Annotated in this window: 19 protein-coding genes; 9 read left to right on the top strand and 10 right to left on the bottom strand. The window is 72.2% G+C overall.

The genetic code is table 11. The annotated features are described in order from the left end of the window. Positions 1-7 precede the first annotated feature (7 nt). Genes CP977_RS17880 through CP977_RS17865 form a run of 4 tightly spaced genes read right to left on the bottom strand, consistent with a single transcriptional unit; the run spans position 8 to position 3,532 of the window. On the bottom strand, positions 8-727 hold the full coding sequence (locus CP977_RS17880) for an ABC transporter permease (RefSeq protein ID WP_062753656.1): 720 nt from the start codon (positions 725-727) through the stop codon (positions 8-10). A 14-nt stretch (positions 728-741) separates the two neighbouring features. Then, entirely contained in the window at positions 742-1,653 is a 912-nt protein-coding gene (locus tag CP977_RS17875; RefSeq protein WP_152370462.1) for an ABC transporter ATP-binding protein, read from the bottom strand. After that, positions 1,650-2,561 (bottom strand): ABC transporter permease, encoded by a 912-nt coding sequence (locus CP977_RS17870; protein ID WP_152370461.1) that lies wholly within the window; start codon positions 2,559-2,561, stop codon positions 1,650-1,652. Before CP977_RS17870 ends, CP977_RS17875 begins: the two co-directional genes overlap by 4 nt. Next, positions 2,558-3,532 (bottom strand): ABC transporter ATP-binding protein, encoded by a 975-nt coding sequence (locus tag CP977_RS17865; protein ID WP_030209292.1) that lies wholly within the window; start codon positions 3,530-3,532, stop codon positions 2,558-2,560. The genes CP977_RS17870 and CP977_RS17865 overlap by 4 nt, the downstream gene beginning before the upstream one ends. Before the next feature lie 282 nt (positions 3,533-3,814). Between CP977_RS17865 and CP977_RS17860 the strand changes: the two genes are divergently transcribed. The 6 genes from CP977_RS17860 to CP977_RS17835 all read left to right on the top strand — a co-directional run bounded on the left by CP977_RS17860 (position 3,815) and on the right by CP977_RS17835 (position 10,211). Beyond that, complete coding sequence (locus tag CP977_RS17860; RefSeq protein WP_062753663.1) at positions 3,815-4,660, top strand: M24 family metallopeptidase; 846 nt, start codon at positions 3,815-3,817, stop codon at positions 4,658-4,660. Then, on the top strand, positions 4,660-6,450 hold the full coding sequence (locus tag CP977_RS17855; RefSeq protein ID WP_152370460.1) for an SDR family oxidoreductase: 1,791 nt from the start codon (positions 4,660-4,662) through the stop codon (positions 6,448-6,450). Before CP977_RS17860 ends, CP977_RS17855 begins: the two co-directional genes overlap by 1 nt. A 216-nt stretch (positions 6,451-6,666) precedes the next feature. Continuing rightward, positions 6,667-7,623, top strand: a complete 957-nt coding sequence (locus CP977_RS17850; protein WP_109186935.1) for a MerR family transcriptional regulator — start codon at positions 6,667-6,669, stop codon at positions 7,621-7,623. A 172-nt stretch (positions 7,624-7,795) separates the two neighbouring features. After that, on the top strand, positions 7,796-8,338 hold the full coding sequence (locus tag CP977_RS17845) for an RNA 2'-phosphotransferase (RefSeq protein ID WP_152370459.1): 543 nt from the start codon (positions 7,796-7,798) through the stop codon (positions 8,336-8,338). Between the two features lie 93 nt (positions 8,339-8,431). Beyond that, a complete protein-coding gene (locus CP977_RS17840; RefSeq protein WP_062753671.1) occupies positions 8,432-9,304 on the top strand; it encodes a DUF72 domain-containing protein in 873 nt (290 codons plus the stop codon). A gap of 10 nt (positions 9,305-9,314) precedes the next feature. After that, a complete protein-coding gene (locus CP977_RS17835; protein WP_062753673.1) occupies positions 9,315-10,211 on the top strand; it encodes an LLM class flavin-dependent oxidoreductase in 897 nt (298 codons plus the stop codon). A gap of 96 nt (positions 10,212-10,307) precedes the next feature. On the opposite strand, the gene CP977_RS17830 is transcribed toward CP977_RS17835, so the two are convergent. Continuing rightward, entirely contained in the window at positions 10,308-10,547 is a 240-nt protein-coding gene (locus CP977_RS17830; RefSeq protein ID WP_152370458.1) for a hypothetical protein, read from the bottom strand. A gap of 317 nt (positions 10,548-10,864) precedes the next feature. On the opposite strand from CP977_RS17830, the gene CP977_RS17825 reads away from it, so the two are divergent. Continuing rightward, positions 10,865-11,746 carry a Cof-type HAD-IIB family hydrolase gene (locus tag CP977_RS17825; protein WP_062753677.1) on the top strand — a complete coding sequence of 294 codons (882 nt, stop codon included), beginning with the start codon at positions 10,865-10,867 and terminating at the stop codon, positions 11,744-11,746. 220 nt (positions 11,747-11,966) lie between these two features. Here the strand turns inward: CP977_RS17825 and CP977_RS17820 are convergent, their stop codons facing one another. The 5 genes from CP977_RS17820 to hisC form a co-directional block, all read right to left on the bottom strand. Continuing rightward, positions 11,967-13,679 carry a GAF domain-containing sensor histidine kinase gene (locus CP977_RS17820; protein WP_062753679.1) on the bottom strand — a complete coding sequence of 571 codons (1,713 nt, stop codon included), beginning with the start codon at positions 13,677-13,679 and terminating at the stop codon, positions 11,967-11,969. A gap of 23 nt (positions 13,680-13,702) precedes the next feature. Next, positions 13,703-17,308: a thiol reductant ABC exporter subunit CydD gene (gene cydD / locus CP977_RS17815; RefSeq protein ID WP_208420683.1), complete on the bottom strand. Its 3,606-nt coding sequence runs from the start codon at positions 17,306-17,308 to the stop codon at positions 13,703-13,705. Positions 17,309-17,334: 26 nt separating this feature from the next. Continuing rightward, on the bottom strand, positions 17,335-18,357 hold the full coding sequence (gene cydB / locus CP977_RS17810) for a cytochrome d ubiquinol oxidase subunit II (RefSeq protein ID WP_152370456.1): 1,023 nt from the start codon (positions 18,355-18,357) through the stop codon (positions 17,335-17,337). An 18-nt stretch (positions 18,358-18,375) separates the two neighbouring features. Further along, the gene (locus tag CP977_RS17805; protein WP_062753685.1) at positions 18,376-19,884 is read right to left on the bottom strand and encodes a cytochrome ubiquinol oxidase subunit I; all 1,509 of its coding nucleotides are present in this window, start codon (positions 19,882-19,884) and stop codon (positions 18,376-18,378) included. A 254-nt stretch (positions 19,885-20,138) separates the two neighbouring features. After that, the gene (gene hisC, locus CP977_RS17800) at positions 20,139-21,236 is read right to left on the bottom strand and encodes a histidinol-phosphate transaminase (protein WP_152370455.1); all 1,098 of its coding nucleotides are present in this window, start codon (positions 21,234-21,236) and stop codon (positions 20,139-20,141) included. A gap of 391 nt (positions 21,237-21,627) precedes the next feature. On the opposite strand from hisC, the gene CP977_RS17795 reads away from it, so the two are divergent. Beyond that, on the top strand, positions 21,628-22,734 hold the full coding sequence (locus CP977_RS17795; protein WP_062753690.1) for a LacI family DNA-binding transcriptional regulator: 1,107 nt from the start codon (positions 21,628-21,630) through the stop codon (positions 22,732-22,734). A gap of 379 nt (positions 22,735-23,113) precedes the next feature. Beyond that, positions 23,114-24,583 (top strand): metallophosphoesterase, encoded by a 1,470-nt coding sequence (locus CP977_RS17790; RefSeq protein ID WP_280117711.1) that lies wholly within the window; start codon positions 23,114-23,116, stop codon positions 24,581-24,583. The last annotated feature ends 63 nt before the right edge of the window (positions 24,584-24,646 follow it).

Below are 24,646 nucleotides of genomic sequence, written 5' to 3'. Positions count from 1 at the left end.
CCCGGGCCTACTCCTCGCCCGCCAGGGTCAGGCGGCGGAGCTTCTGGCCGGCGAACCAGGTCGCCGCGACCGTGACCGCCACCAGGAGGACCACCGCCGTGGGGAGCCCGACGTCGGAGGTGACCAGGCCGCCGCCGGTGACCTTCTCCGCGAGGGCGAGCGCCCACTGCTGGACGCTCAGGGTGCGGGCGCCCGCGATCAGGGAGCCGAAGAGGGTCTCCCACACCAGGGCGTAGACCAGGCCGATCACCACGGCGTGCCGACTGACCGTGCCGAGCAGCAGGAACAGGGCGCTGTACGTGATGGAGGCCACGAGCGCCGCCACCGTGTACGCCACGGCCACCTGCTGGCCGTTGCCGTTGAGGATGAACCCGGCGATCAGTGTCGGCACCGCCGAGAAGGCCATCGTCACCGCGATCGCCACGATCAGCTTGGTGAAGATGATCGTGGGCCGCTTCACGGGCTTGGACAGCAGGTAGACGATCGAGCCGTCGTCGATCTCGGGGCCGATCGCGCCCGTGCCGGCGATCACGCCGATCAGCGGGACCATCGTGGCCAGGGCGAAGCCGCCGAGGACGTCGGCCGCGGCCTGGTCGTCCGCGCCGTTGAGCACGCGGATCGCCGCCGAGATGACCAGCAGCATGGCGGGCAGCAGGAAGAGGATCAGGGCCCTGCGGCGGCCGAGGAGGGCCCGGTAGGTGAGCCGGGCGACTGTGGGGTTGTACATCGGTCGGGCTCCTTTCAGGCCGCTACGAGGTACGAGAAGACCGATTCGAGGGACTCGTCCGAGGGCGAGACCGTCAGGAGACGGATCCCCCGTTCGCGCGCGACCTTCGGCAGCAGTTCCGTGAACCGTCCGAAGTCGACCGCCTGGATGCGCAGTCCGCCGTCCGCGTGGTCGACCTCGATGCCGGCCGTGGACGGGTCGGCGATCAGCGCGGCCGCGAGGGCCCGGTCGTCGCTGGAGCGGACCAGGTAGCGGTGCGGCCGGTCCGTCATCAGGCGGCGGATCTTGCGGAAGTCGCCGGAGGCCGCGTGCCGTCCGGCCACGATCACCTCGATGTGGGAGGCGAGCTGCTCGACCTCCTCCAGGATGTGCGAGGAGAACAGGACCGTGCGACCGTCCGCGCCCATCCGCCGCAGCAGGTCCATCAGCTGCATGCGCTGGCGCGGGTCCATGCCGTTGAACGGCTCGTCGAGCAGGAGCACGGACGGGTCGTGGACGAGGGCCGAGGCCATCTTCACGCGCTGCCGCATGCCCTTGCTGTACGTGGAGACCTTGCGGTCCTGCGCGTACTCCATCTCGACCGTGGCCAGGGCCCGCTGGGCCTCCTTGGCGCCGAGGCCCTGGAGTTCGGCGTTGGCCACGACGAACTCGCGGCCGGTGAGGAAGTCGTACATCGCCTCCCGCTCGGGCACGACGCCGATGTCGCGGTAGACCGACTCGTTCTTCCAGATGGTCCGTCCGTCGAGGGTGACGGCGCCGGTGGAGGGGTCCAGGAAGCCGCCCATCATGTTGATCAGGGTGGACTTCCCGGCGCCGTTGGGCCCGAGGAGGCCGGTGACGCCGGGGCCCACCGTCATCGAGACGTCGTTCATGGCCACGACGTTCCCGAACCAGCGGGAGACGTGGTCGATGTGGAGCGTGGTCACGGTCCGACCTTTCGGTAGCGGCGCATCAGGATGCCGTACGAGCCGGCGATCAGCGCGAGGACGGCCAGCAGGTAGACCACGCCGAACCCGGCGCCCGGGCCCCCGAGCTCGGGGAACATGGACGGTGCGCCCAGGAAGGCGGTCTGCACGCCGTCGATGAGGGTGATCGGGGAGAACAGGCCGAGCCACTTGATGGCGCCCGCGTTCTCCGTGACGTAGGCGATGCCCATGAGCGTCGAGACCGCGCCGTACGAGATGGTCAGCACGCCGATGACGGCGGCGACGCCGAAGCCCCGGCGCGGGGTGAGGGCCGCCATGACGAGGCCGATGCCGCCGAAGAGCAGCGAGAGCAGCGCCACGGAGACGAGCCCCTGGCCGAACATCTTGGTCTGCTCGGCGAAGTCCATCTTGGCGAGCATCGAGCCGATCCACATGATCAGCAGCGGGACGGCCGTGAGGATGAAGAGTGCCGACGCCATCGCCCCGTACTTGGCGAGGACGTAGTCCGCGCGCTCGATCGGGCGGGAGAAGTACAGGGGCACGGTCCTGAACCGGAGGTCGCGGGAGACGGACTGGGGCGCCTGGGAGGCCAGGAAGATGCCGATGACGACCTGGAGGTAGATCGCGTACTGCGTGTACTCGATCGAGAGCTTGGTCTGCTGGGTGGCGACCGCGACGGCGACGATGATCAGCGCGGGGGCGCACATCACGCCGGCGAGCAGCATCGGCAGCACCTTCGACTTGGCGCTGCGGCCCAGTCCGTACGCGCCGCGCAGGGACTGCGAGAAGAGCGACCGGCGCGCGTACGCCCGGCCGAGGCGCGGGCCGTCGTAGGACCGGTAGCCGATGTTGTGGATCCGGGTCGTGTCGGGAGCGGCCTGGGAGGGCTGGGGGATCTGGGTGCTCATCGGGCCGGCACCTCCTCGTGCGGCGTGGACGCCTCGGCGGCCTCCGGGCGGAAGACCTCGGCGATGTGGTGGCGGCGCTGCTCCATGCGGACCAGGCCGAGGCCGAGCCCGGCGACGGTGTCGCGCACGAGGTCGTACGTCTCCTCGCCCTCCGCCTCCAGGAGCAGGATGTGGCCGGCGCCGGGGAGGCCCTCCTCCACGCCCGGGTGGAGGGTGACGCCGGCGGCGGTGAGGGCCGTGCGGAGGGCCGCCGTGCCGTCGGGGTGCTCGTCGGAGTCGGTGACCTCGACCGCGAGGGTCGTGGTGGTCCGGGTGAAGTCGCTGGTGGAGCTGGAGCGCAGGAGGCGCCCGCCGTCGATGACGACGACGTGGTCGCAGGTGCGCTCCAGTTCGCCGAGGAGGTGGGAGGTGACGAGGACGGAGATGCCGAAGTCGGTCCAGATCCGGCGGATCAGTCCGAGCATCTCGTCCCGGCCGACCGGGTCGAGGCCGTTGGTCGGCTCGTCGAGGAGGACCAGCTTCGGGTCGTGGACCAGCGCCTGGGCGAGTTTCACCCGCTGCTTCATGCCGGTCGAGTAGCCGCCGATGGGGCGGTAGCGCTCCTCGTACAGGCCGACGTGGCGCAGGGTGTCGGCCGTCCGCTCGCGGGCGGCGGTCGGGGGCAGCCCGGACATGCGCGCCATGTGGACGACGAACTCGGTGGCCGAGACGTCCGGGGGGAGGCAGTCGTGCTCGGGCATGTATCCCACGCGCTCGCGGATCTGGGGGCCGGAGGTCCGGACGTCGAGGCCCAGGACCTCCGCATGGCCCTCCGTGGCGGGGGAGAGTCCGAGCAGGATCTTGATCATCGTGGACTTGCCGGCTCCGTTGGCACCCACCAGTCCGGTCACACCGGGCCCGATGTCCAGGGAGAGCCGGTCGAGAGCGGTCACCCGGGGGAACCGCTTGCTGAGGCTTTCGGTCGCGATCACAGTCACGCTTCGAAGGTAGTGGTGCGCGCCACACGCGTCGTCAGACCAACGGCTCGATCTCTGTCCGACTACAGGAGTACAAGCGCGCGGGGACGGAACGGCGAAAGTCGTCACCTCGCGGCCGCCCGCCGCGCTTCCGGGTGACCCCGGGCGGACTTCCGGCGCACTTTTCCACAGGCCGTCGTCCGACCCCTTGACTCAGCCGCCGAGCATTGTCACATTCATCGATGTCAAGGTACGAACGCGGAGCGCGGTCGGACGCTCACGGGGACGGCGGGTGGCATGGCAACGGCAGTGAAAGGTGAACTCTCCGCGGAGCTGCGGGGATTCAGGGAAGTGCAGCGCCTCTCCTACGCGTGCGCGGAAGCCGTCGCGGCGCAGCTGAAGCCGGGTGTGACCGAGCGCGAGGCCGCCCGGATGCAGCGGGAGTGGCTGTACGAGCGAGGGGTCCGGGACTGGTTCCACCGGCCGTTCGCCTGGTTCGGGGACCGCACGGCCTTCGTGGACTTCAGGGTCCCGCTCCAGTTCTTCCCCACGAACCGGCGCCTGGAGGCGGGGATGCCGTTCATCCTCGACATGGCCCCGGTGTACAAGGGGTACACGGCCGACATCGGTTACAGCGGCTGCCTCGGCCTCGACCCCCTGCACGACAGGCTGCTCGCCGACCTCGCGGCCCACCGCGAACTGATCCTGCGCGAGGTGCGCGAGCGTCGCACGCTGCGCGAAATATACGAGGACGTGGACCGGCTCATGGTCCGCCAGGGGTACGCGAACCGGCACCGGGCCTACCCCTTCGGCGTCATCGCCCACAAGATCGACCGGGTGCGGGAGCGCCGCTGGGCGCCGACGCTCTTCGGCTTCGGCACCCAGGCGCTCAAGGGCCTGGCGAGCGACGCCCTGCACGGGCACCGGGACGGCTGGTCACCGCTCTGGTCGCCGTACAAGTTCTCCGACCACCCGCCCACGCCCGGGCTGTGGGCGGTCGAGCCGCACCTCGGGTTCCGGGGTACGGGCGCGAAGTTCGAGGAGATCCTGGTCGTCACCGACTCCCGGGACCCCGAGCAGAGCGCGTTCTGGCTGGACGACGATCTGCCGCACGTGCGGCGCTGGAACGAGGGAGCGGTCTGATGACGGAGCTCAAGGGGGCCCGGGAGCGCCGGGTCCGTACGGGCGGGATCGAGCTGTGCGTCGCCGAGCTCGGCGAGGCGGGCCGGCCGACCGTCCTGCTCGTGCACGGCTACCCGGACTCCAAGGAGGTGTGGTCGGAGGTCGCGGTCCGGCTGGCCGAGGAGTTCCACGTGGTGCTGTACGACGTCCGGGGCCACGGCCGGTCGACGGCGCCCGTGCCGCTGCGCGGCGGCTTCACCCTGGAGAAGCTGACGGACGACTTCCTGGCGGTCGCCGACGCCGTCAGCCCGGACCGGCCGGTCCACCTCGTCGGCCACGACTGGGGCTCGGTGCAGTCATGGGAGTTCGTGACCGTGCCGCGCACCGAGGGCCGGATCGCCTCCTTCACTTCGATGTCGGGGCCCTCCCTCGACCACTTCGGGCACTGGATCAAGCGGCGGATGACCCGGCCCACCCCGCGCCGGGTCGGGCAGCTCCTCGGGCAGGGCGCCAAGTCCTGGTACGTGTACATGCTGCACACCCCCGTGCTGCCGGAGCTGGCCTGGCGCGGGCCGCTCGGCAAGCGCTGGCCGCGGATCCTGGAGCGGGTGGAGAAGGTCCCGGCCGGCGACTACCCGACGTCCTCGCTGCCGGACGACGCGGCGCACGGGGCCTGGCTCTACCGGGACAACGTCCGGGCCAGGCTCTCCCGGCCGCGCCCCGACGCGTACGCGCACGCGCCCGTGCAGCTGATCGTGCCGACCGGTGACGCCTTCCTCTCCGACCGGCTCTACGACGACCTGGGCACCTGGGTGCCGCAGCTGACCCGGCGCACCCTGCCCGCCAAGCACTGGGTGCCGCGCACCCGGCCGGACCAGCTGTCCTCCTGGATCGCCGAGTTCGTCCGGGCCCACGAGGAGCCGGCGGCCGGGGCGCCGAAGCAGGGCGCGGTGTCGGTGAAGAGCGGGGTGCGGCCGGAGTACGCGGAGCGGTTCGGCGGGCAGCTCGTCCTGGTGACCGGGGCGGCCAGCGGCATCGGGAGGGCCACCGCCTTCGCGTTCGCGGAGGCCGGGGCCCGGGTCGTGGCCGTGGACCGGGACGCCGAGGGGGCGGTCCGTACGGCGGAGATGGCCCGGCTGATCGGGGCCCCGGAGGCCTGGGGCGAGGCCGTCGACGTCTCCGACGAGCAGGCGGTGGAGAAACTGGCCGCCAAGGTGGAGGACGAGTACGGGGTCGTCGACGTCCTGGTCAACAACGCGGGCATCGGGCTCGCCGGCTCCTTCTTCGAGACGTCGAGCGAGGAGTGGGCGCGGGTCCTGGACGTCAACCTGTGGGGCGTCATCCACGGGTGCCGGCACTTCGGGGCGCGGATGGTCGCGCGCGGCCAGGGCGGCCACATCGTGAACACCGCGTCCGCGGCGGCGTTCCAGCCCTCCCGGGCCCTGCCCGCGTACAGCACGTCGAAGGCGGCGGTGCTGATGCTCAGCGAGTGCCTGCGCGCCGAGCTGGCCGAGCAGGGCATCGGGGTGTCCGCGATATGCCCCGGCATCGTCAACACCAACATCACGGCGACCACGCGGTTCGCCGGGGTGTCGGACGCGGCGGAGGAGAAGCGGCGGCAGAAGAAGGCGTCCCGGCTGTACGGGCTGCGGAACTACCCGCCGGAGAAGGTCGCGGACGCGATCCTGGGGGCCGTCCTGCACGACCGGGCCGTCGTGCCGGTGACCCCCGAGGCCCGGGGCGCCCGCTTCCTCTCCCGGCTCAGCCCGGGCACACTGCGGGCCCTCGCGCGGTGGCAGCCGCCGGCGTAGGGGCCGGCGGGAGGGCGAGGACGGGGGCGGCGTGGGTCGGGGCCGGGACCGGTCGTCCCGCCCCGGCGGAGGACGGGTACGGCAGGGGGCGGGAACTGCGGAGTACGGGCACGGCGAAGGGCGGGTGTGGCAGGGGGCGGGTGCGGCGGTCGTACGATCCCTCGCAGGACGGGCCTCGCGGCGGCGGGGTGGTGGAAGCGGTCGGTGGGAGCGGGTTTGTCCGAGCAGTCAGCACAGCCGGAGTACCGGATCGAGGACCTCGCCCGTCTCAGCGGGGCCACGGTCCGGACGATCCGCGCCTACCAGGACCGCGGCCTGCTGCCCCGTCCGGAGCGGCGGGGCAGGGCGAACGTCTACGGGGACGCGCACCTCGCGCGGCTCCGGAGGATCGCCGACCTCCTCGACCGGGGCTACACCCTGGCCTCGATCAAGGAGCTCCTGGAGGCGTGGGACACCGGCCGGGGGCTCGGCGGGGTGCTCGGCCTGGTCGCGGAGGTCCACGGGCCGTGGACGGACGAGGAGGCGGCCCGGATATCGCGCGCGGAGCTGGACGCCCGCTTCGGCGGCACACCGGACGAGGAGGCCATCCGGGAGGCCGTGGAGCTGGGCGTACTGGAGCGGATCCCGGACCGGGAGGCGGAGGAGTACCTCGTACCGAGCCCCCAGGAGCTGGCGGTGGCGGCCGAGCTGTACGCGGCCGGGGTGCCGCTGACGGCGATCACCGGGCACCTGAAGGAGCTGCGGGGGCAGGTCGAGCACATCGCCTCCCGGTTCCTGGAGTTCACGACCGAGTACGTCTTCGCCCGTTATCTGGAGCACCGCCCGCCGACGGACGCGGACGCGGCCGAGGCGGCGGCGATGGTGCGGCGGCTCAGGCCGCTCGCCCAGCAGACGGTGGACGCCGAACTGGCGCGCGCCATGCGCCTGTTCGCCACCCGCCACCTCCAGATCCACCTGTCGCCGGACACACCGCCCGCGCAGGACGACGAGCCGCGCCCGGTGGCGCTGCCCGCCGGGACGGTCCGGGCCGTGCAGGGCCTGGTCGGGGCGGAGGGGGTCGCGGCCTTTGTCACGGCGGCCACGGAACGGGAGGTCCACAAGCGCACGTTGGACGCTCTCGCTTCACGCCATCACGAAAGTTACATAGACGATCAAAGCGGTCAATTGCCTTGAAATGAAGGCCTCGTTGTCCACAGAAACGCCAACCACCCTGTGGATAAACAGGCTTGGCTGTGGATCAAACCTGCCCGCCGGAAATCGCCGGAAGTCGCTGGAAGCCGCCGGAAACCATTGGTCGGGGCGATCCGCACTCCGGCATCCTGACCGGATGAGCCCACGACCACCCATGGACGAACGTCGCACGGTGAAGGTCTCCAAGTACCTCTCCAAGCACCTGCGCCACCAGCCCGAGCGCATCGGACTCGTCCTCGACGCACAGGGCTGGACCGAGATCGACGCACTGCTCCGGGCCGCCGCGGAGCACGGCTTCCCGATCAGCCGCGAGGAGCTCGACCACGTCGTCGCGACCAACGACAAGAAGCGCTTCGCCGTCGAGGGCACCCGCATCCGCGCCAGCCAGGGCCACACCGTCCAGGTCGACCTGGACCTGCCGGCCGCCGAACCGCCCGCGTACCTCTACCACGGCACGGTCGCGGACCGGCTCCCCGCCATCCGGGCGGAGGGGCTGCGGCCCATGGCCCGCCACCACGTGCACCTCTCCCCCGACCGGGAGACCGCGACCCGGGTCGGCGCCCGCCGGGGCCGGCCGGTCGTCCTGAGCGTCGACACCGGCGCCATGCACCGGGCCGGGCACGTCTTCCACGTCAGCGCCAACGGGGTCTGGCTGACCGACACCGTCCCGCCGGAGTTCCTCCGCCTCCCCTCCTGACCCCTCCGACCCCGCAGACACCTCCGGCGGCGCGGGCCGGGCGTCCCCGCGTGCCGGACGAATCCCCCGCCGGACCCGGGGAACACTGGGCGGATGGGAGAGATCCGGGTCGGAACCTGCTCGTGGACGGACAAGGCGCTGGTGGCCAGTGGCTGGTATCCGAAGGGGCAGCGTGACGCGGAGGGCAGACTGCGGTACTACGCCACCAGGTTCCCGGTGGTGGAGGTGGACTCCACGTACTACGGGCTGCCCAGCGGTCGCAACAGCCTGCTGTGGGCCGAGCGCACCCCTGAGGGATTCCGGTTCGACGTGAAGGCGTTCTCGCTGCTCACCGGGCATCCGACCCGGCCGGAGGCGCTGCCGGCCGACCTCCGCCAGGCCTTCGCGCGGCAGCGGGGGCGGGAGGGCGTCGACCCCGGGCTGCTCGACGAGGTGTGGACGCGGTACAGCGCGGCCCTCGCACCGCTGCGCGAGGCCGGGCGGCTGGGGACGCTGCTGTTCCAGTTCCCGCACCGGCTCGTACCGGGAGCGGCGGCGGTGGAGTTCCTGCGCCGGTGTCGCGAGCGGGCCGCCGGATGGCCGGTGGCCGTGGAGTTCCGGAACCCCGGCTGGTGGCGCGAGGACCAGGTCGACGCGACGGCCGCTCTCCTCCGGGAGCTGGACGCGGCCTCCGTGGCCGTGGACATGACGCAGACGCTGACCACGTCCGTACCGCCGGTCGTCCGGGTCACCTCCCCGGACCTCGCCCTGGTGCGCTTCCACGGCCGCAACACCGCCTGGGGCACCGGCACCAAGGAGGAGAGGTTCCGCCACGACTACACGCCCGAGGAGCTCTCGGAGTGGGTGCCGCGCGTCCGGGAGACGGCCGAGCGGGCGAAGGAGGTGCACGTCCTCTTCAACAACTGCTGCGGCGACGCGGCCGTCCGCGCGGCGGAGTCGATGCGGCGGCTGCTCGACCTCTCGTAGGGTCGAGCCCATGCGACTGAGCACTGTGATCCTGCCGATCGACCGCTGGCACGAGGGAGGCCGCGCGAAGTGGCGGCACGCCGAGGAGCTCGGCTTCCACACCGCGTACACCTACGACCACCTGTCCTGGCGGGCCTTCCGGGACGGCCCGTGGTTCGGCGCGGTGCCCACGCTCACCGCCGCCGCGGCGGTCACCGAGCGCATCCGCCTCGGCACGCTCGTCACCTCGCCGAACTTCCGGCACCCCGTGACGCTCGCCAAGGACCTGATCACCCTGGACGACGTCTCCGGCGGGCGGATCACCCTCGGCATCGGCGCGGGCGGCAACGGCTTCGACGCCACCGCGCTCGGGCAGGAGGCCTGGACGCCGAAGGAGCGGGCGGACCGGTTCGGGGAGTTCACGGCGCTGCTCGACCGGCTGCTGACCGAGGACGCGGTGACGGAGCGGGGCACGTTCTACGCGGCGGACGAGGCGCGGAACATCCCGGGCTGCGTCCAGCGCCCCCGGCTGCCGTTCGCGGTGGCCGCGACCGGCCCGCGCGGAATGCGGCTGGCCGCGCGGTACGGGCAGGCGTGGGTGACGACCGGCGACCCGAAGCTGTACGAGGAGGGGACCCCGGAGCAGTCGGTGGCGGCGCTGCGCGGCCAGGTCGAGCGGCTCGGCAAGGCCTGCGCCGAGGCCGGCCGGGAGGTGGCCGAACTGGACAAGATCCTGCTCACCGGCTTCACCCCGGACCGGAACCGGCCGCTGGAGTCCGTGGAGGCCTTCGTGGACTTCGCCGGCCGCCACCGCGACCTCGGCTTCACCGAGATCGTGGTCCACTGGCCGATCCCGGACTCCGACTTCGCCGCCGACCAGGCCGTCTTCGAGTCCATCGCCACGGAGGCCCTGTCCCGGCTGGGCTGACGCGCGACGCCCGCGCCTGCGCCTGCGTCCGTGTCCGACGGCTGCACGTCTCCGTATCCGTCTCCGTGTCCGTGCCCGACGACTGCCCCGCCCCCGTCAAGGATCCCGCCGCTCCGGGGCGGACAGGGCCGGGGCGGACAGTTCGAAGGCGGGCGGCTCGGGGACGGGCAGGGCCAGATCCGCCAGGATGTCGCCCACCAGGACCGGATCCCGTGCGGGCTGGTCCTCTCCGGTCCGCGCGCACGCGGAGCAGAGGGCCATGCCGAGGCTCGCGACCCACGTCCCGTACGGAGCGCAGCAGAAGTCGCACTCCTCGCTTCGCTGCCCCACGACCATGCCCCGCTCCCTCGGAGACGCCGTCAGTCCCCCGGAGCCTTCCCCGCCACCCGGGCAAACGAACGGATGTTTACGGCCATGTCCGAGCGAGCCGGAGATGACGCGGGAGGGGGCGGGCCGGCGCTCCCGGCGAGCGCGCGGGCGACGGGACCGGGGCCGGGGGCCACCGACCGACGATGGAGATCAAGAACCCACCGCGGACGGTCGTGGCCGGGAATCTCCCGTCCGAGGCTCGAATCCGGTCCTCCACCCCTCTTTTCCCACTCATATGTGCGGCTCCTCGCACGCCCGTGCGCGCGGTGCGGAAGAATGGTGCGGTGACCTTCTCCCGACCTTCGCGTTCTCCGCGTCCTTCCGCCCGGGTGCCCCGGCTGATCGCCACCGACCTCGACGGCACACTGCTCCGCGACGACAAGACCGTCTCCGAGCGCACGGTCGCCGCTCTCGCCGCGGCCGAGCGGGCCGGTATCGAGGTCTTCTTCGTCACCGGCCGGCCCGCCCGCTGGATGGACGTCGTCAGCGAGCACGTCCACGGACACGGCATGGCGATCTGCGCCAACGGCGCCGCCGTCGTCGACCTGCACGCCGGAGGCGCCTTCCTGGAGGTCCGCCCGCTGGAGCGGCCCGTCGCCCTGGACGTCGTCGAGGCCCTGCGCGTCGCCGCGCCCGGGACCTCCTTCGCGGTCGAGCTCACCACCGGCATCCACTACGAGCCGCACTACCCGCCCTTCTTCCTCGACCCCGGCGCCACCGTCGCCACCGCGGAGAAGCTCCTCTTCGAGGAGGAGGCCGGCGTGGCGGCCCCCGTGCTCAAGCTGCTCGCCCAGCACCCGGAGCTCGACCCCGACGTGTTCCTCGCGGTGGCCAGGGCGACCGCGGGAGACCTGGCCGCCTTCACCCGGTCCAGCCCCACCGCCCTCATCGAGATCAGCGGGCTCGGCGTCTCCAAGGCCTCCACGCTGGCCCTGTGCTGCGCCGAGCGCGGCATCACGGCCGAGGAGGTCGTCGCCTTCGGGGACATGCCGAACGACATCGAGATGCTCACCTGGGCGGGCCGCTCGTACGCGATGGGCAACGCCCACCCCGACGTGGTCACCGCCGCCACCGGCCTCACGACCGGCAACAACGAGGACGGCGTGGCCGTCGTCATCGAGCAGCTCGTCGCCGAGGCCCTCGCCGGGACCACGGGCCCGCGTTAGGACCTGTCCGCCCCTGGCCCGCGTGACCGGGCCCCTGGCCCGCCGGGACAGGCCCTTGGGCCGGGCCGCCGTACAGGACCCTGGCCCTCCGTAGAGAGCCTCCGGCCCTCCGAACAGGGCCCTGGCCCTCCGTACAGGCGTCCCGGCCCTCCCCGTACAGGCCTCTGATCCGCCGTACAGGCCCCCGGTCACGCCTCCGCGCCGGTCATGGCCGCGGGCCCTACAGCGGCGCCTCCCACACCACCGTCGTCCCCCCGCCGTCCTCCCCGATCCCCGGCCCGCACCAGCTCGCGCCGCCCAGGGACTCCGCCCGGCGCGCCAGGTTGCGCAGGCCGCTGCGCCGCCCGCCCGCCGGGATGCCGACCCCGTCGTCGGCGACCGACAGGCGCACCCCGGCGGAGCCGTCGGGCAGGGTGACGCCGGCGTCGACGACCACCTCGATCCGGCTCGCGTCGGCGTGCCGGAACGCGTTGGAGAGCGCCTCGCGCAGGGCGGCGACGAGGTTCTTGCCGGTGAGCTCGCCGACCGTCGCGTCGATCGCGCCGAGGAAGCGGTGCGCGGGCTTGAAGCCGAGCGGTACGGCCGCCATGTTGATCTCCCGCAGCACCCGGGTGCGCAGCCCCGACGGGGCCTCGGCGGGCCCCTGCTGGAGCGCGAAGATCGCCGTACGGATCTCCTGGATGGTCACGTCCAGCTCGTCCACGGCCTTGCCCACGCCCTCGCGCACGGCCGGCACGATCGACCTGCGCTGGGCGCTCTCCAGCATCATGCCGGTGGCGAAGAGCCGCTGGATGACCAGGTCGTGCAGGTCGCGGGCGATCCGGTCGCGGTCCTCGTACACGGCCAGGCGCTCCCGGTCCCGCTGCGCGTCGGCCATCATCAGGGCGAGCGCCGCCTGCGAGGCGAACTGGGTGGCGAGCGTCCGCTCCGTCTCCGTGAACGGGCGCCCGTCCCGTACGCGCGGCATGGCGAGCGCCCCGAGCACCCGCCCGCCGCTCTGCAGCGGAAGGATCATGCTCGGTCCGTACGTCGAGGTCATCGGACTGGTCATGCGGGGGTCCGAGGAGGCGTCCACAACGAAGACCGCCTCGCCCGCGAAGAGCTGCCCCACCACGCCGCTCTCGGGCGGGATCACCACGCCCAGCCACTTCGTGGACCGGGGCGAGGAGACGGCGACGACCTCCAGACCACCCTCCTCGGCGGGGAGCAGCACGATGCCCGCGTCCGCGTCGGCGAGCCGGCGGGCCTGTTCGGCGACGACCGTGAGGGCGTCGTCGGCGTCGCCGCCGGAGAGCAGGGCGGTGGTGACGGCGACCGAGCCGTCGATCCACCGCTCGCGCTGCCGGGCGGCCTCGTACAGGCGCGCGTTGCCGATGGCGATGCCCGCCTCGGTGGCGAGCACCCGGACCATGTGCACGTCGTAGTCGTTGAACTCGTCCCCGCCACGCTTCTCGGCGAGGTAGAGGTTGCCGAAGATCTCGCCCTGGACCCGGATGGGGACGCCGAGGAAGGACCGCATCGGCGGGTGCCCGGGCGGGAAGCCCGCCGCGCGGGGGTCCTTCGAGAGGTCGGCGAGGCGGATGGTCTGCGGGTCGCGGATCAGGGCGCCGAGCAGCCCCGCGTGGCCGTCGGGGCGGCGTCCGATCCGGCGGGCGGTGTCCTCGTCGACGCCGAAGGTGACGAAGTCGGAGAGGCCGTCGCCCTCGTCGTCGACGACGCCGATCGCCGCGTACCGGGCGTCGGCGAGTTCGGCGGCGGTCTCGCAGATGCGGTCGAGGGTGGAGTGGAGTTCGAGTCCGGTGCCGACCGAGCGCATGGCCTCCAGGAGCTGCGGCACGCGGGCGGTGAGCTCCGTGGACAGCCCCTGGAGGCTGCGGGTGGCCCGGGTGGCGGCTTCCAGGGGGTCCGGGGCGTCGGACTCGGCGGCGGTCATGGCATGAGCCTAGTAAGTCCCATTTAGCGAGAAAAGTCGGCTGTACTGGTCGTGGTGGCGGTCGTCGTGGTGACGGCGAGCAGATCGGTCGCCCTCTCCTGCTCCAGCATCCGGCGCAGCGGTCCGTCCACCGCCGCGAGCTCGGTGTACGGGCCGCGCTGCACGGTCCGGCCCCCGTCCAGGACGAGCACCTCGTCCACGGCGTCGAGGCCGTGCAGCCGGTGGGTGATGAGGACGGTGGTGCGGCCCTCGGTGGCCCGGAGCAGGTCGTCGGTGAGCGCGTCGGCGGTGGCGAGGTCCAGGTGCTCGGCCGGTTCGTCGAGGACGAGGACCGGGAAGTCGGCGAGGAGGGCCCGCGCGAGCGCGAGCCGCTGGCGCTGGCCGCCGGAGAGCCGCGCGCCGTGCTCGCCCACGAGGGTGTCGAGCCCCTCGGGCAGCCCGTCGACCCAGTCGAGCAGTCGGGCCCGGCGCAGCGCCTCGCGCAGTTCGCCGTCGTCCGCGCCGACCTCGGCGAGCCGCAGGTTCTCGCGCACGGAGCTGTCGAAGAGGTGCGCGTCCTGGGCGCAGAGGCCGACCAGGCGCCGGACCGCGTCCCCCTCCAGCTCCCGGGCGGGCACGCCGCCGAGCCGGTACATGCCGTGCTCCACGTCCAGGAACCGCAGCAGCACCTGGGCGAGCGTGGTCTTGCCGGAGCCGGAGGCGCCGACGACGGCGACCCGGCGCCCGGCCTCCAGGGTGAGCCCGAAGCCGGTGAGCGCCGGACGCTCCTGCCCGGCGTACCGGGCGGAGACCCCGGACAGCTCCAGGGGGAACGGACCCACCGGGGGAGCGGCGGGCGTGCGCGGCTCGTGTACGGGCACGGGGGCGTCGAGCACCTCGAAGACCCGGTCGGCACTGTGCTTGACGCGCTGCCGGTACTGGACGGCGAGCGGAAGTCCGGTCACGGCCTCGAAGGCGGCGAGCGGGGTCAGGACGACCACCGCGAGTGAGACCCCGTCGAGCCGCCCGTCCCGTACGGCCTGGACGCCGACGAGTGCGGCGGCCGCGACCGTCAAGCCGCAGGCCAGGGCGGAGAGCCCGGCCCCTAGCGCGGTGGCGGCGGCCTGCCGGGAGGCGATGCCGGTGAGGTCGCGGTCGGCCTCCCGGGTCCTTTCGATACGGCTCCGCAGCGCGCCGGCCACCGTCAGCTCGGCGCAGCCGCGCAGCAGGTCGGCCACGGCGGTCGCCAGGGAGCCGCGCGCGGGGGCGAGGCGCCGTTCGGCCCGGCGGGCGAGGGCCCCGCCGGCCGCAGGTACGGCGATCCCCGCGACCAGCAGGCCCACGGCGAGGACGGCTCCGGCCTCGGGCAGCAGCCAGGCGGTGAACCCGACGGCTCCGACGCCCACGACGAGCGCGGCGCCCGCCGGGAGCAGCCAGCGCAGCCAGTAGTCCTGGAGCGCGTCGACGTCCTGGACGAGCCGGGCGAGCAGGTCGCCGCGCCGCGTGCGCCCCAGCCCGGCCGGAGCGATCCGCTCCAGCCGCCGGTAGACGGAGACCCGCAGGTCGGCGAGCATCCGCAGGACGGCGTCGTGCGAGACGAGCCGTTCGGCGTACCGGAAGACGGCCCGTCCGATGCCGAAGGCGCGCGTGGCGGTGACCGCCATCATCAGGTGGAGGACGGGGGGCTGTTCGGAGGCCCGGGAGATGAGCCAGCCGGACACGGCCATGAGCCCGACGGCGGAGCCGAGGGCGAGGCTCCCGAGCAGCAGCGCGAGCGCCATGCGGCCCTTGAGCTCCCCGGCCATGTCCCGGACCCGCCGGAGCGCACCGCGCGGAGCCGCGCCGTCGGAGGCACTTCCCCCCACGACGGCGGCGGCCTCGGCAACCGTTTCGGTCACACCGGCCGTACCGGTCGCGGTACCGGACCAGACCACCTCTTCGGCCGTGCCGGGCGCCCCGCCTCCGGCCGCACCACCGGCCGACGGCGACGCCGTCGGTGCCACGGTGTTCGTTCCCAGGCTCACCACCCGGTCCGCCACCGCGAGCAGGGCCGGGCGGTGGACCACGAGCAGGACCGTCCGGCCGGCCGCGAGGCGCCGGACCGCGTCGACCACGCCCGCCTCCGTCTCGCCGTCGAGCGCGGCCGTGGGCTCGTCGAGCAGCAGCAGGGGCCGGTCGGCCAGGAACGCGCGGGCGAGCGCGAGCCGTTGCCGCTGCCCCGCCGAGAGCCCGGCACCGTCCTCGCCCAGCAGGGTGTCGAGCCCGTCCGGCAGCTCCGCGACGAACCCGTCCGCGCCCGCGTCCCGCAGGGCCTCCCGTACCGCCTCGTCGGAGGCGTCCGGGCGGGCGAGCCGTACGTTCTCGGCGATCGTTCCCGCGAAGAGGTACGGGCGCTGCGGCACCCAGGCGATCCGCGAGCGCCACGCCTCCGGGTCGAGCCCCGCCAGGTCCTCGCCGCCGACCCGGACGCTGCCGCCCGGCTCCGGGGCCGTGAATCCGAGGACCACGTCGAGCAGCGTCGACTTGCCCGCACCGCTCGGCCCGACCAGGGCCACCGTCTCGCCCGGCTCGACCGTCAGCGTCACCGCGTCGAGCGACGGCTCGGCGCGCCCCGCGTGGCGTACCGTCACGGCGTCCAGTTCGAGCAGTACGGAGTCCGGGACCGCGCCCGTCCCCCCGTTCCGTACCGGCTGCTCCAGGACGTCGAAGATCTCCTCCGCCGCCGCGAGCCCCTCCGCCGCCGCGTGGTACTGCGCCCCCACCTGCCGCAGCGGGAGGTACGCCTCGGGCGCCAGGATCAGGATGACGAGCCCGGTGTAGAGGTCGAGGTCGCCGTGGACGAGCCGCATGCCGATGGTCACGGCGACGAGGGCGACCGAGAGCGTGGCGAGGAGTTCGAGGGCGAAGGAGGAGAGGAAGGCGATCCGCAGCGTGCGCATGGTCGCCTGCCGGTACTCGGAGGTGATCGCGCGGATCGACTCGGCCTGGGCCTTCGCCCGGCCGAATATCTTGAGGGTGGGAAGGCCGGCCACCACGTCCAGGAAGTGGCCGGAGAGCCGCGAGAGCAGCTTCCACTGCCGGTCCATCCGGGCCTGGGTGTACCAGCCGATGAGGATCATGAAGAGCGGGATGAGCGGCAGCGTGACGACGATGATGGCCGCCGAGACCCAGTCCTCGGTGACGATCCGGGCCAGGACCGCCACCGGCACGACCACCGCGAGGCCCAGCTGGGGCAGGTAGCGGGCGAAGTAGTCGTCGAGCGCGTCCACGCCCCGCGTCGCGAGGGCGATCAGTGAACCGGCCCGCTGCCCGCCGAGCCATCCCGGTCCGAGCGCGGCGGCCCGGCCGAGGAGCCGCCCGCGGAGTTCGGACTTGACCGCCGCGCTCGCCCGGTGGGCGGCGAGCTCGGTCAGCCAGGAGACCAGCCCCCGTGCCACTGCCACTCCGGCGAGCAGCAGCAGGGGCGTGGCCAGGGCGGAAACCGACCGGCCCTCCTGGAAGGACCCCACCACGATCTCGGCGATGAGCATCGCCTGGGCGACGACCAGCACCGCCCCGACGAGGCCGAGCACGACCATCGCGGTCAGGAAGACGCGGGTGGCCCGGGCGTACCGGAGCAGACGCGGGTCGATCGGTTTCACGTGAAACATGCCCCTCTCTGAGCGCCGGACACGCCCTAGTGGGCGTCGGCGGTGTGGTGCTGCGCGTCGGCGATGTGCTGCGTACCGATCCGCTTGCGGAACACCCAGTAGGTCCAGCTCTGGTAGAGCAGCACCAGCGGGGTCGCGATCGCGGCGCACCACGTCATGATCTTGAGCGTGTACGGGCTCGACGACGCGTTCGTCACGGTAAGACTCCACTCCGGGTCGAGCGAAGAGGGCATCACGTCCGGGAAGAGCGCCAGGAAGAGCATCGCCACCGAGGCCGCGATCGTGATGCCCGAGAGCGCGAACGACCAGCCCTCGCGCCCCGCCCTGATGGCGGCTATCGCGCCGACGAGCGCCACCACCGCGATCACCATCGCCACGAAGCTGGAGGCGTCGCCGGTGTGGACCTGGGTCCAGATCAGGAAGAGGAGCGCGATCGCCGCCGTGACCAGGCCCAGCTTGAGCGCGAGCGCGCGGGCCCGTACCCGGATGTCCCCGACCGTCTTCAGCGCGGCGAAGACCGCGCCGTGGAAGGTGAAGAGGGTGAGCGTGACCAGGCCGCCGAGGAGCGCGTACGGGTTGAGCAGGTCGAAGAAGGTGCCCACGTACTCCATGTCCGCGTCGATCTTCACGCCCCGGACGATGTTGCCGAAGGCCACGCCCCAGAGGAACGCGGGGAGCAGCGAGGTCCAGAAGATGGCCTGCTCCCAGTTGCGCTGCCAGTTCTCCTCGGGCCGCTTCGCCCGGTACTCGAAGGCCACGCCCCGGATGATCAGGCAGACCAGGATGAGCAGCAGCGGCAGGTAGAAGCCGGAGAAGAGCGTCGCGTACCACTCGGGGAAGGCGGCGAAGGTGGCGCCGCCGGCGGTGAGCAGCCACACCTCGTTGCCGTCCCAGACGGGTCCGATGGTGTTGATGAGGACCCGCTTCTCGGGCCGGTCGCGGGCCAGCAGCTTGGTCAGGATGCCGATCCCGAAGTCGAAGCCCTCCAGGAAGAAGTAGCCGGTCCACAGGACGGCGATGAGTACGAACCAGACGTCGTGAAGTTCCATGCCTCGGTCTCCTGAGCCTCAGTACGAGAAGGCCATGGGCCGGTCGGGGTCGCGGGTGTCCCCGCCGATCTTGGTGGGCGGGTTGAGGTCGTCGTCGGTCAGCTCGGGCGGGCCCGCCTTGATGTACTTGACGAGGAGCTTGACCTCGATGACCGCGAGGACGGCGTAGAGCAGGGTGAAGCCGATCATGGAGGTGAGGACCTCGGCCTGGGAGACGCCGGGGGAGACCGCGTCCCGGGTGCGCAGCACGCCGTAGACGACCCACGGCTGACGGCCCATCTCGGTGAAGATCCAGCCCCAGGAGTTGGCGATCAGCGGGAAGAGCATCGTCCAGAGCGCGACGATCCAGTACCACCTGCCGATGCGGGGGCTGAGGGCCTTGTTCTTGAAGAGGACCAGGTTCGGCACCTCGTCCTCGCCCGTCCGCAGTCCCGGCGCCAGCATGAACTTCTTCCGGGTCAGCCAGAGGCCGATGAACCCCAGGGTCAGGGAGGCCATGCCGAAGCCGATCATCCAGCGGAAGCCCCAGTAGGCGACGGGGATGTTGGGCCGGTAGTCGCCGGGACCGTACTTCTCCTGCTCGGCCTTGTTGATGTCGTTGATGCCGGGGACGTACGAGGTGAAGTCGTCGTTCGCGAGGAAGGACAACAGGCCGGGGATCTCGATGGCGACCTTGTTGTGGCCCTTGTCGACGTCGCCGTAGGCGAAGATCGAGAAGGGGGCGGGCGCCTCGCCGTCCCAGAGGGCTTCGGCGGCGGCCATCTTCATCGGCTGCTGCTTGAACATGACCTTGCCGAGCAGGTCGCCGCTGATGGCGGTGCCGAGGCCAGCGATGATCAGGGTGACCAGGCCGAGCCGCAGCGAGGTCCGCATCACGGGGATGTGCTTCTTGCGGGCCAGGTGGAAGGCGGATATGCCGACCATGAACGCGCCGCCGACCAGGAAGGCCGCCGTGATGGTGTGGAAGAACTGGGTGACGGCCGTGTTCTGGGTGAGCACCAGCCAGAAGTCGGTGAGCTCCGCCCGGCCGCGCTCCTCGTTGATGCGGTAGCCCACCGGGTGCTGCATCCAGGAGTTGGCCGCCAGGATGAAGTACGCGGAGAGGACGGTGCCGATCGAGACCATCCACATGCAGGCGAGGTGGATCCTCTTCGGCAGCTTGTCCCAGCCGAAGATCCACAGGCCGATGAAGGTCGACTCGAAGAAGAAGGCGATGAGTGCCTCGAACGCGAGCGGGGCGCCGAAGATGTCGCCGACGAAGCGCGAGTAGTCGGACCAGTTCATGCCGAACTGGAACTCCTGCACGATGCCGGTGACGACGCCCATGGCGATGTTGATCAGGAAGAGCTTGCCCCAGAACTTCGTCGCCCTGAGGTACTTCTCGTTCTCCGTCCGCACCCAGGCGGTCTGGAGGCCGGCGGTGAGCGCCGCGAGGGAGATCGTCAGCGGGACGAAGAGGAAGTGGTAGACGGTGGTGATACCGAACTGCCAGCGCGCCAGGGTCTCTGGCGCCAGAGCGAGGTCCACGTCGCTTTCTCCTTACATCGCCGTGGTCACATCGGCGGTCTGCCCTGGCTTTACCACCCATAGGTGGACGAACCGGGGCACGCTTGTGAACGCGTTCACATTCACAAGCATTATGGCTCATACGAAATCCGTACTTGTCTCCGGGGGCCCTTTACAGGGCGTCTCCTTGCTCACACGTTCCCCGCACGCGGACGGCCCCCGCGAGCGGTTGCTCGCGGGGGCCGTCAGGTGCTTCCCGAATCAGCCGGCTCGGCTCAGAGCTCCTTGCGGAAGGCCTCCGCCGCCTGGAGGAACAGGTCGTTCGCCTCGCCCTCGCCGATCGTGACGCGCACGCCCTCGCCGGCGAACGGGCGCACCACGACGCCGTGCCGCTCGCACGCCGCCGCGAAGTCCGCCGTCCGCTCGCCGAGCCGCAGCCAGACGAAGTTCGCCTGCGTGTCCGGAACGGTCCAGCCCTGCCCCACCAGGGCCGCCCGGACCCGCTCGCGCTCGCCCACCAGCGAACCGACCCGGCCGAGCAGCTCGTCCTCGGCCCGCAGCGAGGCCACCGCCGCGTCCTGCGCCAGCTGGCTCACGCCGAACGGCACCGCCGTCTTGCGCAGCGCCGCCGCCACCGGCTCGTGGGCGACCGCGAAGCCGACCCGCAGCCCCGCCAGGCCGTACGCCTTGGAGAAGGTGCGCAGCACGGCGACGTTGGGCCGGTCCCGGTACAGCTCGATGCCGTCCGGGATCTCGGGGTCGCGCACGAACTCCTTGTACGCCTCGTCGAGCACGACCAGGACGTCGGACGGCACCCGGTCGAGGAAGCGCTCCAGCTCGGCCCGGCGCACCGCGGTGCCCGTGGGGTTGTTGGGGTTGCAGACGAAGATCAGCCGGGTCCGGTCGGTGATCGCCTCCGCCATCGCGTCGAGGTCGTGCACCTCGCCGTCGGTCAGCGGCACCTGCACCGAGGTGGCCCCGCTGATCTGCGTGATGATCGGGTACGCCTCGAAGGAGCGCCAGGCGTAGATCACCTCGTCGCCCGGGCCCGAGGTCGCCTGGAGCAGCGACTGCGCGACCCCGACCGAGCCGGTGCCCGTGGCCAGGTGCGAGACGGGCACGCCGAAGCGCTCCGCCAGCTCCTCCATCAGACCGGTACAGGCCATGTCCGGGTACCGGTTGAAGGTGTCGGCCCCGGCCACCACGCTCTCCAGGACCCCCGGCAGCGGCGGGTAGGGGTTCTCGTTGGAGGACAGCTTGAAGGCCACGGGCCCGCCCGCGGCGGCCGGCTTGCCCGGCTTGTAGGTGGGGACGCCGTCCAGCTCGGCGCGCAGCCTGGGGCTGCCGGTGTTCGTCCCGCTGGTCTCGCTCACAGTGTGGCCTCCTCGACCGTCCGTACCGCCAATACTGCTCACCTTAAGAGGATTCGACTCCGCTGCGAATGGGCTGTGGACAACAGGAGGGACACGGTCTCCCGACGACCTTCCGGTCGGTCCGGGGAGAGGGGGGCGCGCACCCGGGTGGCGTGCGCCGGTGGCGGGCGCCGTGGCGCGCGTCCCCCGTAGAGGTGAGTTGAGACCTCTCCGGGACTTCACCCCCTCGCCAGGCCCATGCCACCCGGCAGCCATAAACAACAGGTGGAATCATATAACTACCTTTATTTCAAAGGCACTTCATGGACATCGATCATGCAGAAACGTGCCTGTCAACGTCCGCATATGCGACCGTCCCGACCGCCCCTCGTCGCCCTACTATCGGCTCGCCATGACAGCAGCAGGGAAGCACCAGGTGAGCCGGGCACAGACCCGGGGGAGCCGGCAGGGCCGGGCGGGCATCCGGGACGTCGCCGCCGCCGCCGGGGTCTCCATCACGACTGTCTCCGACGCGCTCAACGGGAAGGGCCGGCTCCCCGACGCCACCCGCCGCCACGTCCGCGAGGTCGCCGACCGGCTGGGCTACCGCCCGTCCGCCGCGGCACGCACGCTCCGTACCGGCAAGTCGGGACTCATCGGCCTGACCGTGACCACGTACGGGGATGAACCTTTCACCTTCACCGAATTCGCGTACTTCGCGGAGATGGCCAGGGCGGCCACGTCGGCCGCGCTCGCCCGGGGCTACGCCCTGGTCATCCTCCCCGCCACCTCCCGCCATGACGTCTGGTCGAACGTCGCCCTCGACGGCACCGTCGTCATCGACCCCTCCGACCACGACCCCGTCGTCACCGAACTGGTCCGCCAGGGCCTGCCCGTCGTCTCCGACGGACGCCCCGCCGGTACCCTCCCGGTCACCGCCTGGGTCGACAACGACCACGAAGCCGCCGTCCTCGACCTCCTCGACCACCTCGCCGACGCCGGCGCCCGCCGCATCGGCCTCCTCACCGGCACCAGCACGGACACGTACACCCGTCTGTCCACCACCGCCTACCTGAACTGGTGCGCGCGGGTGGGCCAGGACCCCGTCTACGAGGCCTATCCGGCGCACGATCCGTGTGCGGGCGCCGTCGCGGCCGACCGGCTGCTCGCCCGCCCGGACCGGCCCGACGCCGTGTACGGCCTCTTCGACCCCAACGGGACCGACCTCCTCGCGGCCGCGCGCCGCTACGGCCTGCGCGTCCCGGACGACCTGCTGCTGGTCTGCTGCAGCGAGTCGGCCGGCTACGCCACCACCGAACCGCCCATCACGACGCTCTCGCTCAAGCCGCGCCGGATCGGCACGGCCGTCGTCCAGCTCCTCATCGACGCCATCGAGGGGGTCGAGAACGACGGGCCGGTCGAGCAGGTGATACCGACCGAACTCATCGTCCGCACCTCCTCGCAGCGCCGCCCGCCCCGCACGACGGTCAGCCCGCCGCGCTCGCCCGCGAAGGACTGACGGGGCCGTCCCCGCGACGAGGGCACCTCGAAGAGGACGTCTTCGAACACGCCGTTCCCGTCCCTGCCCGTGGACGGGAACGGCCAAACCGAACACCGCACCGGCCCCAACCCTGGACTGGACCTTCCTAATTCGGGCGAAACGACCGGTGAACCCGGAGTGGACCCGGATTCACCACCCCTGGTGCGTCACACAGGAGGACGCTCATTCCTATGATGGGCGGACGACACCGCGGACCACCCCGACCAGGCCGGTCCGCGATGTGCAGGGCATCGCGACGGTGGTGGAGGGGTCGATGACTCAGGGGGCCGGTCAGGAGCCCGTGGTACGCACGGCGACATTGCGTGACTTCCGCGTACCGCCGTACGCACGCGTGCCCGTGCAGAGCCATGCCGTCGAACCGTCGGGCCCGGAGCCGGTGCCCGCGTCGGCGGAGCACGCACACGCCGAACGCCCTGCGCCCTACCCGACCCCGGCGCACCACGCCGCCGCCCCGGGCGCCCACCCGGAGCCGCACGCCGCTCGGGCGCCGCACGCGGTCCCGGCCGAGCACGCGGCTCCGGTCGAGCACGCGGTCCCGGCCGGCCGGCCAGCCGCTGCCGAGTCCCTGCCCCCCGTCGCCCCCTCCCCGGTCGAGGCCGTGCCGGTGCCCGTGCCGATGCCGGTACGCCCCCCGGCGGCCGAAGCCGTACCACAGACGCCCGTACCGCGGGCACAGGCGCCCGCACCGCAGACGCCCCCGGCTCCGGCCCCGCAGCAAGTGCCTGCGGCCACCGCGCCCATGCCCGCCGACCCGACCCTCCACCTCGGCCACCGCGCCGCCGCGCCCCCCTACCCCGCCACCGCCCCGGCCGCCCCCGCGGCCCCCGTCGCCTCCGGCCACCCCGGGAACGCGTTCCCCGAGGGCGAGGTGCCCGAGGGGTACACGCCGACCGAGCGCGACCTGCCCGTCATCAACCGCGGCGACACCGTCCAGGTGAAGGTCTCCCCCGTGCCGGCCCCCGCCGGCGAGGTCCCGGCCGGTGACGGCCCCGGCCCGCTCTACGTCGTCGGCGACGTCCACGGCTACCTCGACGAACTCGTCGCCGCCCTCCGTGCCCAGGGCCTCATCGACGAGAACGGCGGCTGGGCCGCGGGCAACGCCCGCCTCTGGTTCCTCGGCGACTTCACCGACCGCGGCCCCGACGGCATCGGCGTGATCGACCTGGTCATGCGGCTCTCCGCCGAGGCCGCCGCCGCCGGCGGCTACTGCAAGGCCCTCATGGGCAACCACGAGCTGCTGCTCATCGGCGCCAAGCGCTTCGGCGACACCCCGGTCAACTCCGGCGCGGGCACCGCCACCTTCCAGGCCGCCTGGCTGCTCAACGGCGGCCAGAAGCAGGACATGGACCGGCTCCAGGACGTCCACCTCCAGTGGATGTCCCGGCTCGACGCCGTGGTGCGGGAGGACGACCACCTCCTCGTGCACTCGGACACCACCGCGTACCTCGAATACGGCGAGACCATCGAGGACGTCAACGACACGGTCCACGAGATCATCAACCGGAACGACGCGGACGAGGTCTGGGACGTGTTCCGGAAGTTCACCAAGCGCTTCGCGTTCCGCGACGACGGGGGACCGCAGGCCGTCCAGGAGCTGCTCACCACCTACGGCGGCAGCCGGATCGTGCACGGCCACAGCCCGATCCCGTACCTGCTCGGCCAGGTCGGCACCGAGGACGGCGAGGACGGCGGCGGCCCGGTCGTCGACGGACCGCACGTGTACGCCGACGGGCTCGCGATCGCCATGGACGGCGGAGTGACCATGGCCGGAAAGCTTCTGGTCGTCCAACTCCCCCTGAACGGCTGAGCGAAGACCGACCTATCACCCTGCGCATCCGGAGAGGGCGATTTCCGGAAACACCCTGTCAGC

It is taken from the genome of Streptomyces cinereoruber, from assembly GCF_009299385.1.
Lineage (GTDB): Bacteria > Actinomycetota > Actinomycetes > Streptomycetales > Streptomycetaceae > Streptomyces > Streptomyces bikiniensis.
Note: the sequence above shows the minus strand (reverse complement) of the source record. Positions and strands in the feature narration are given on the sequence as shown.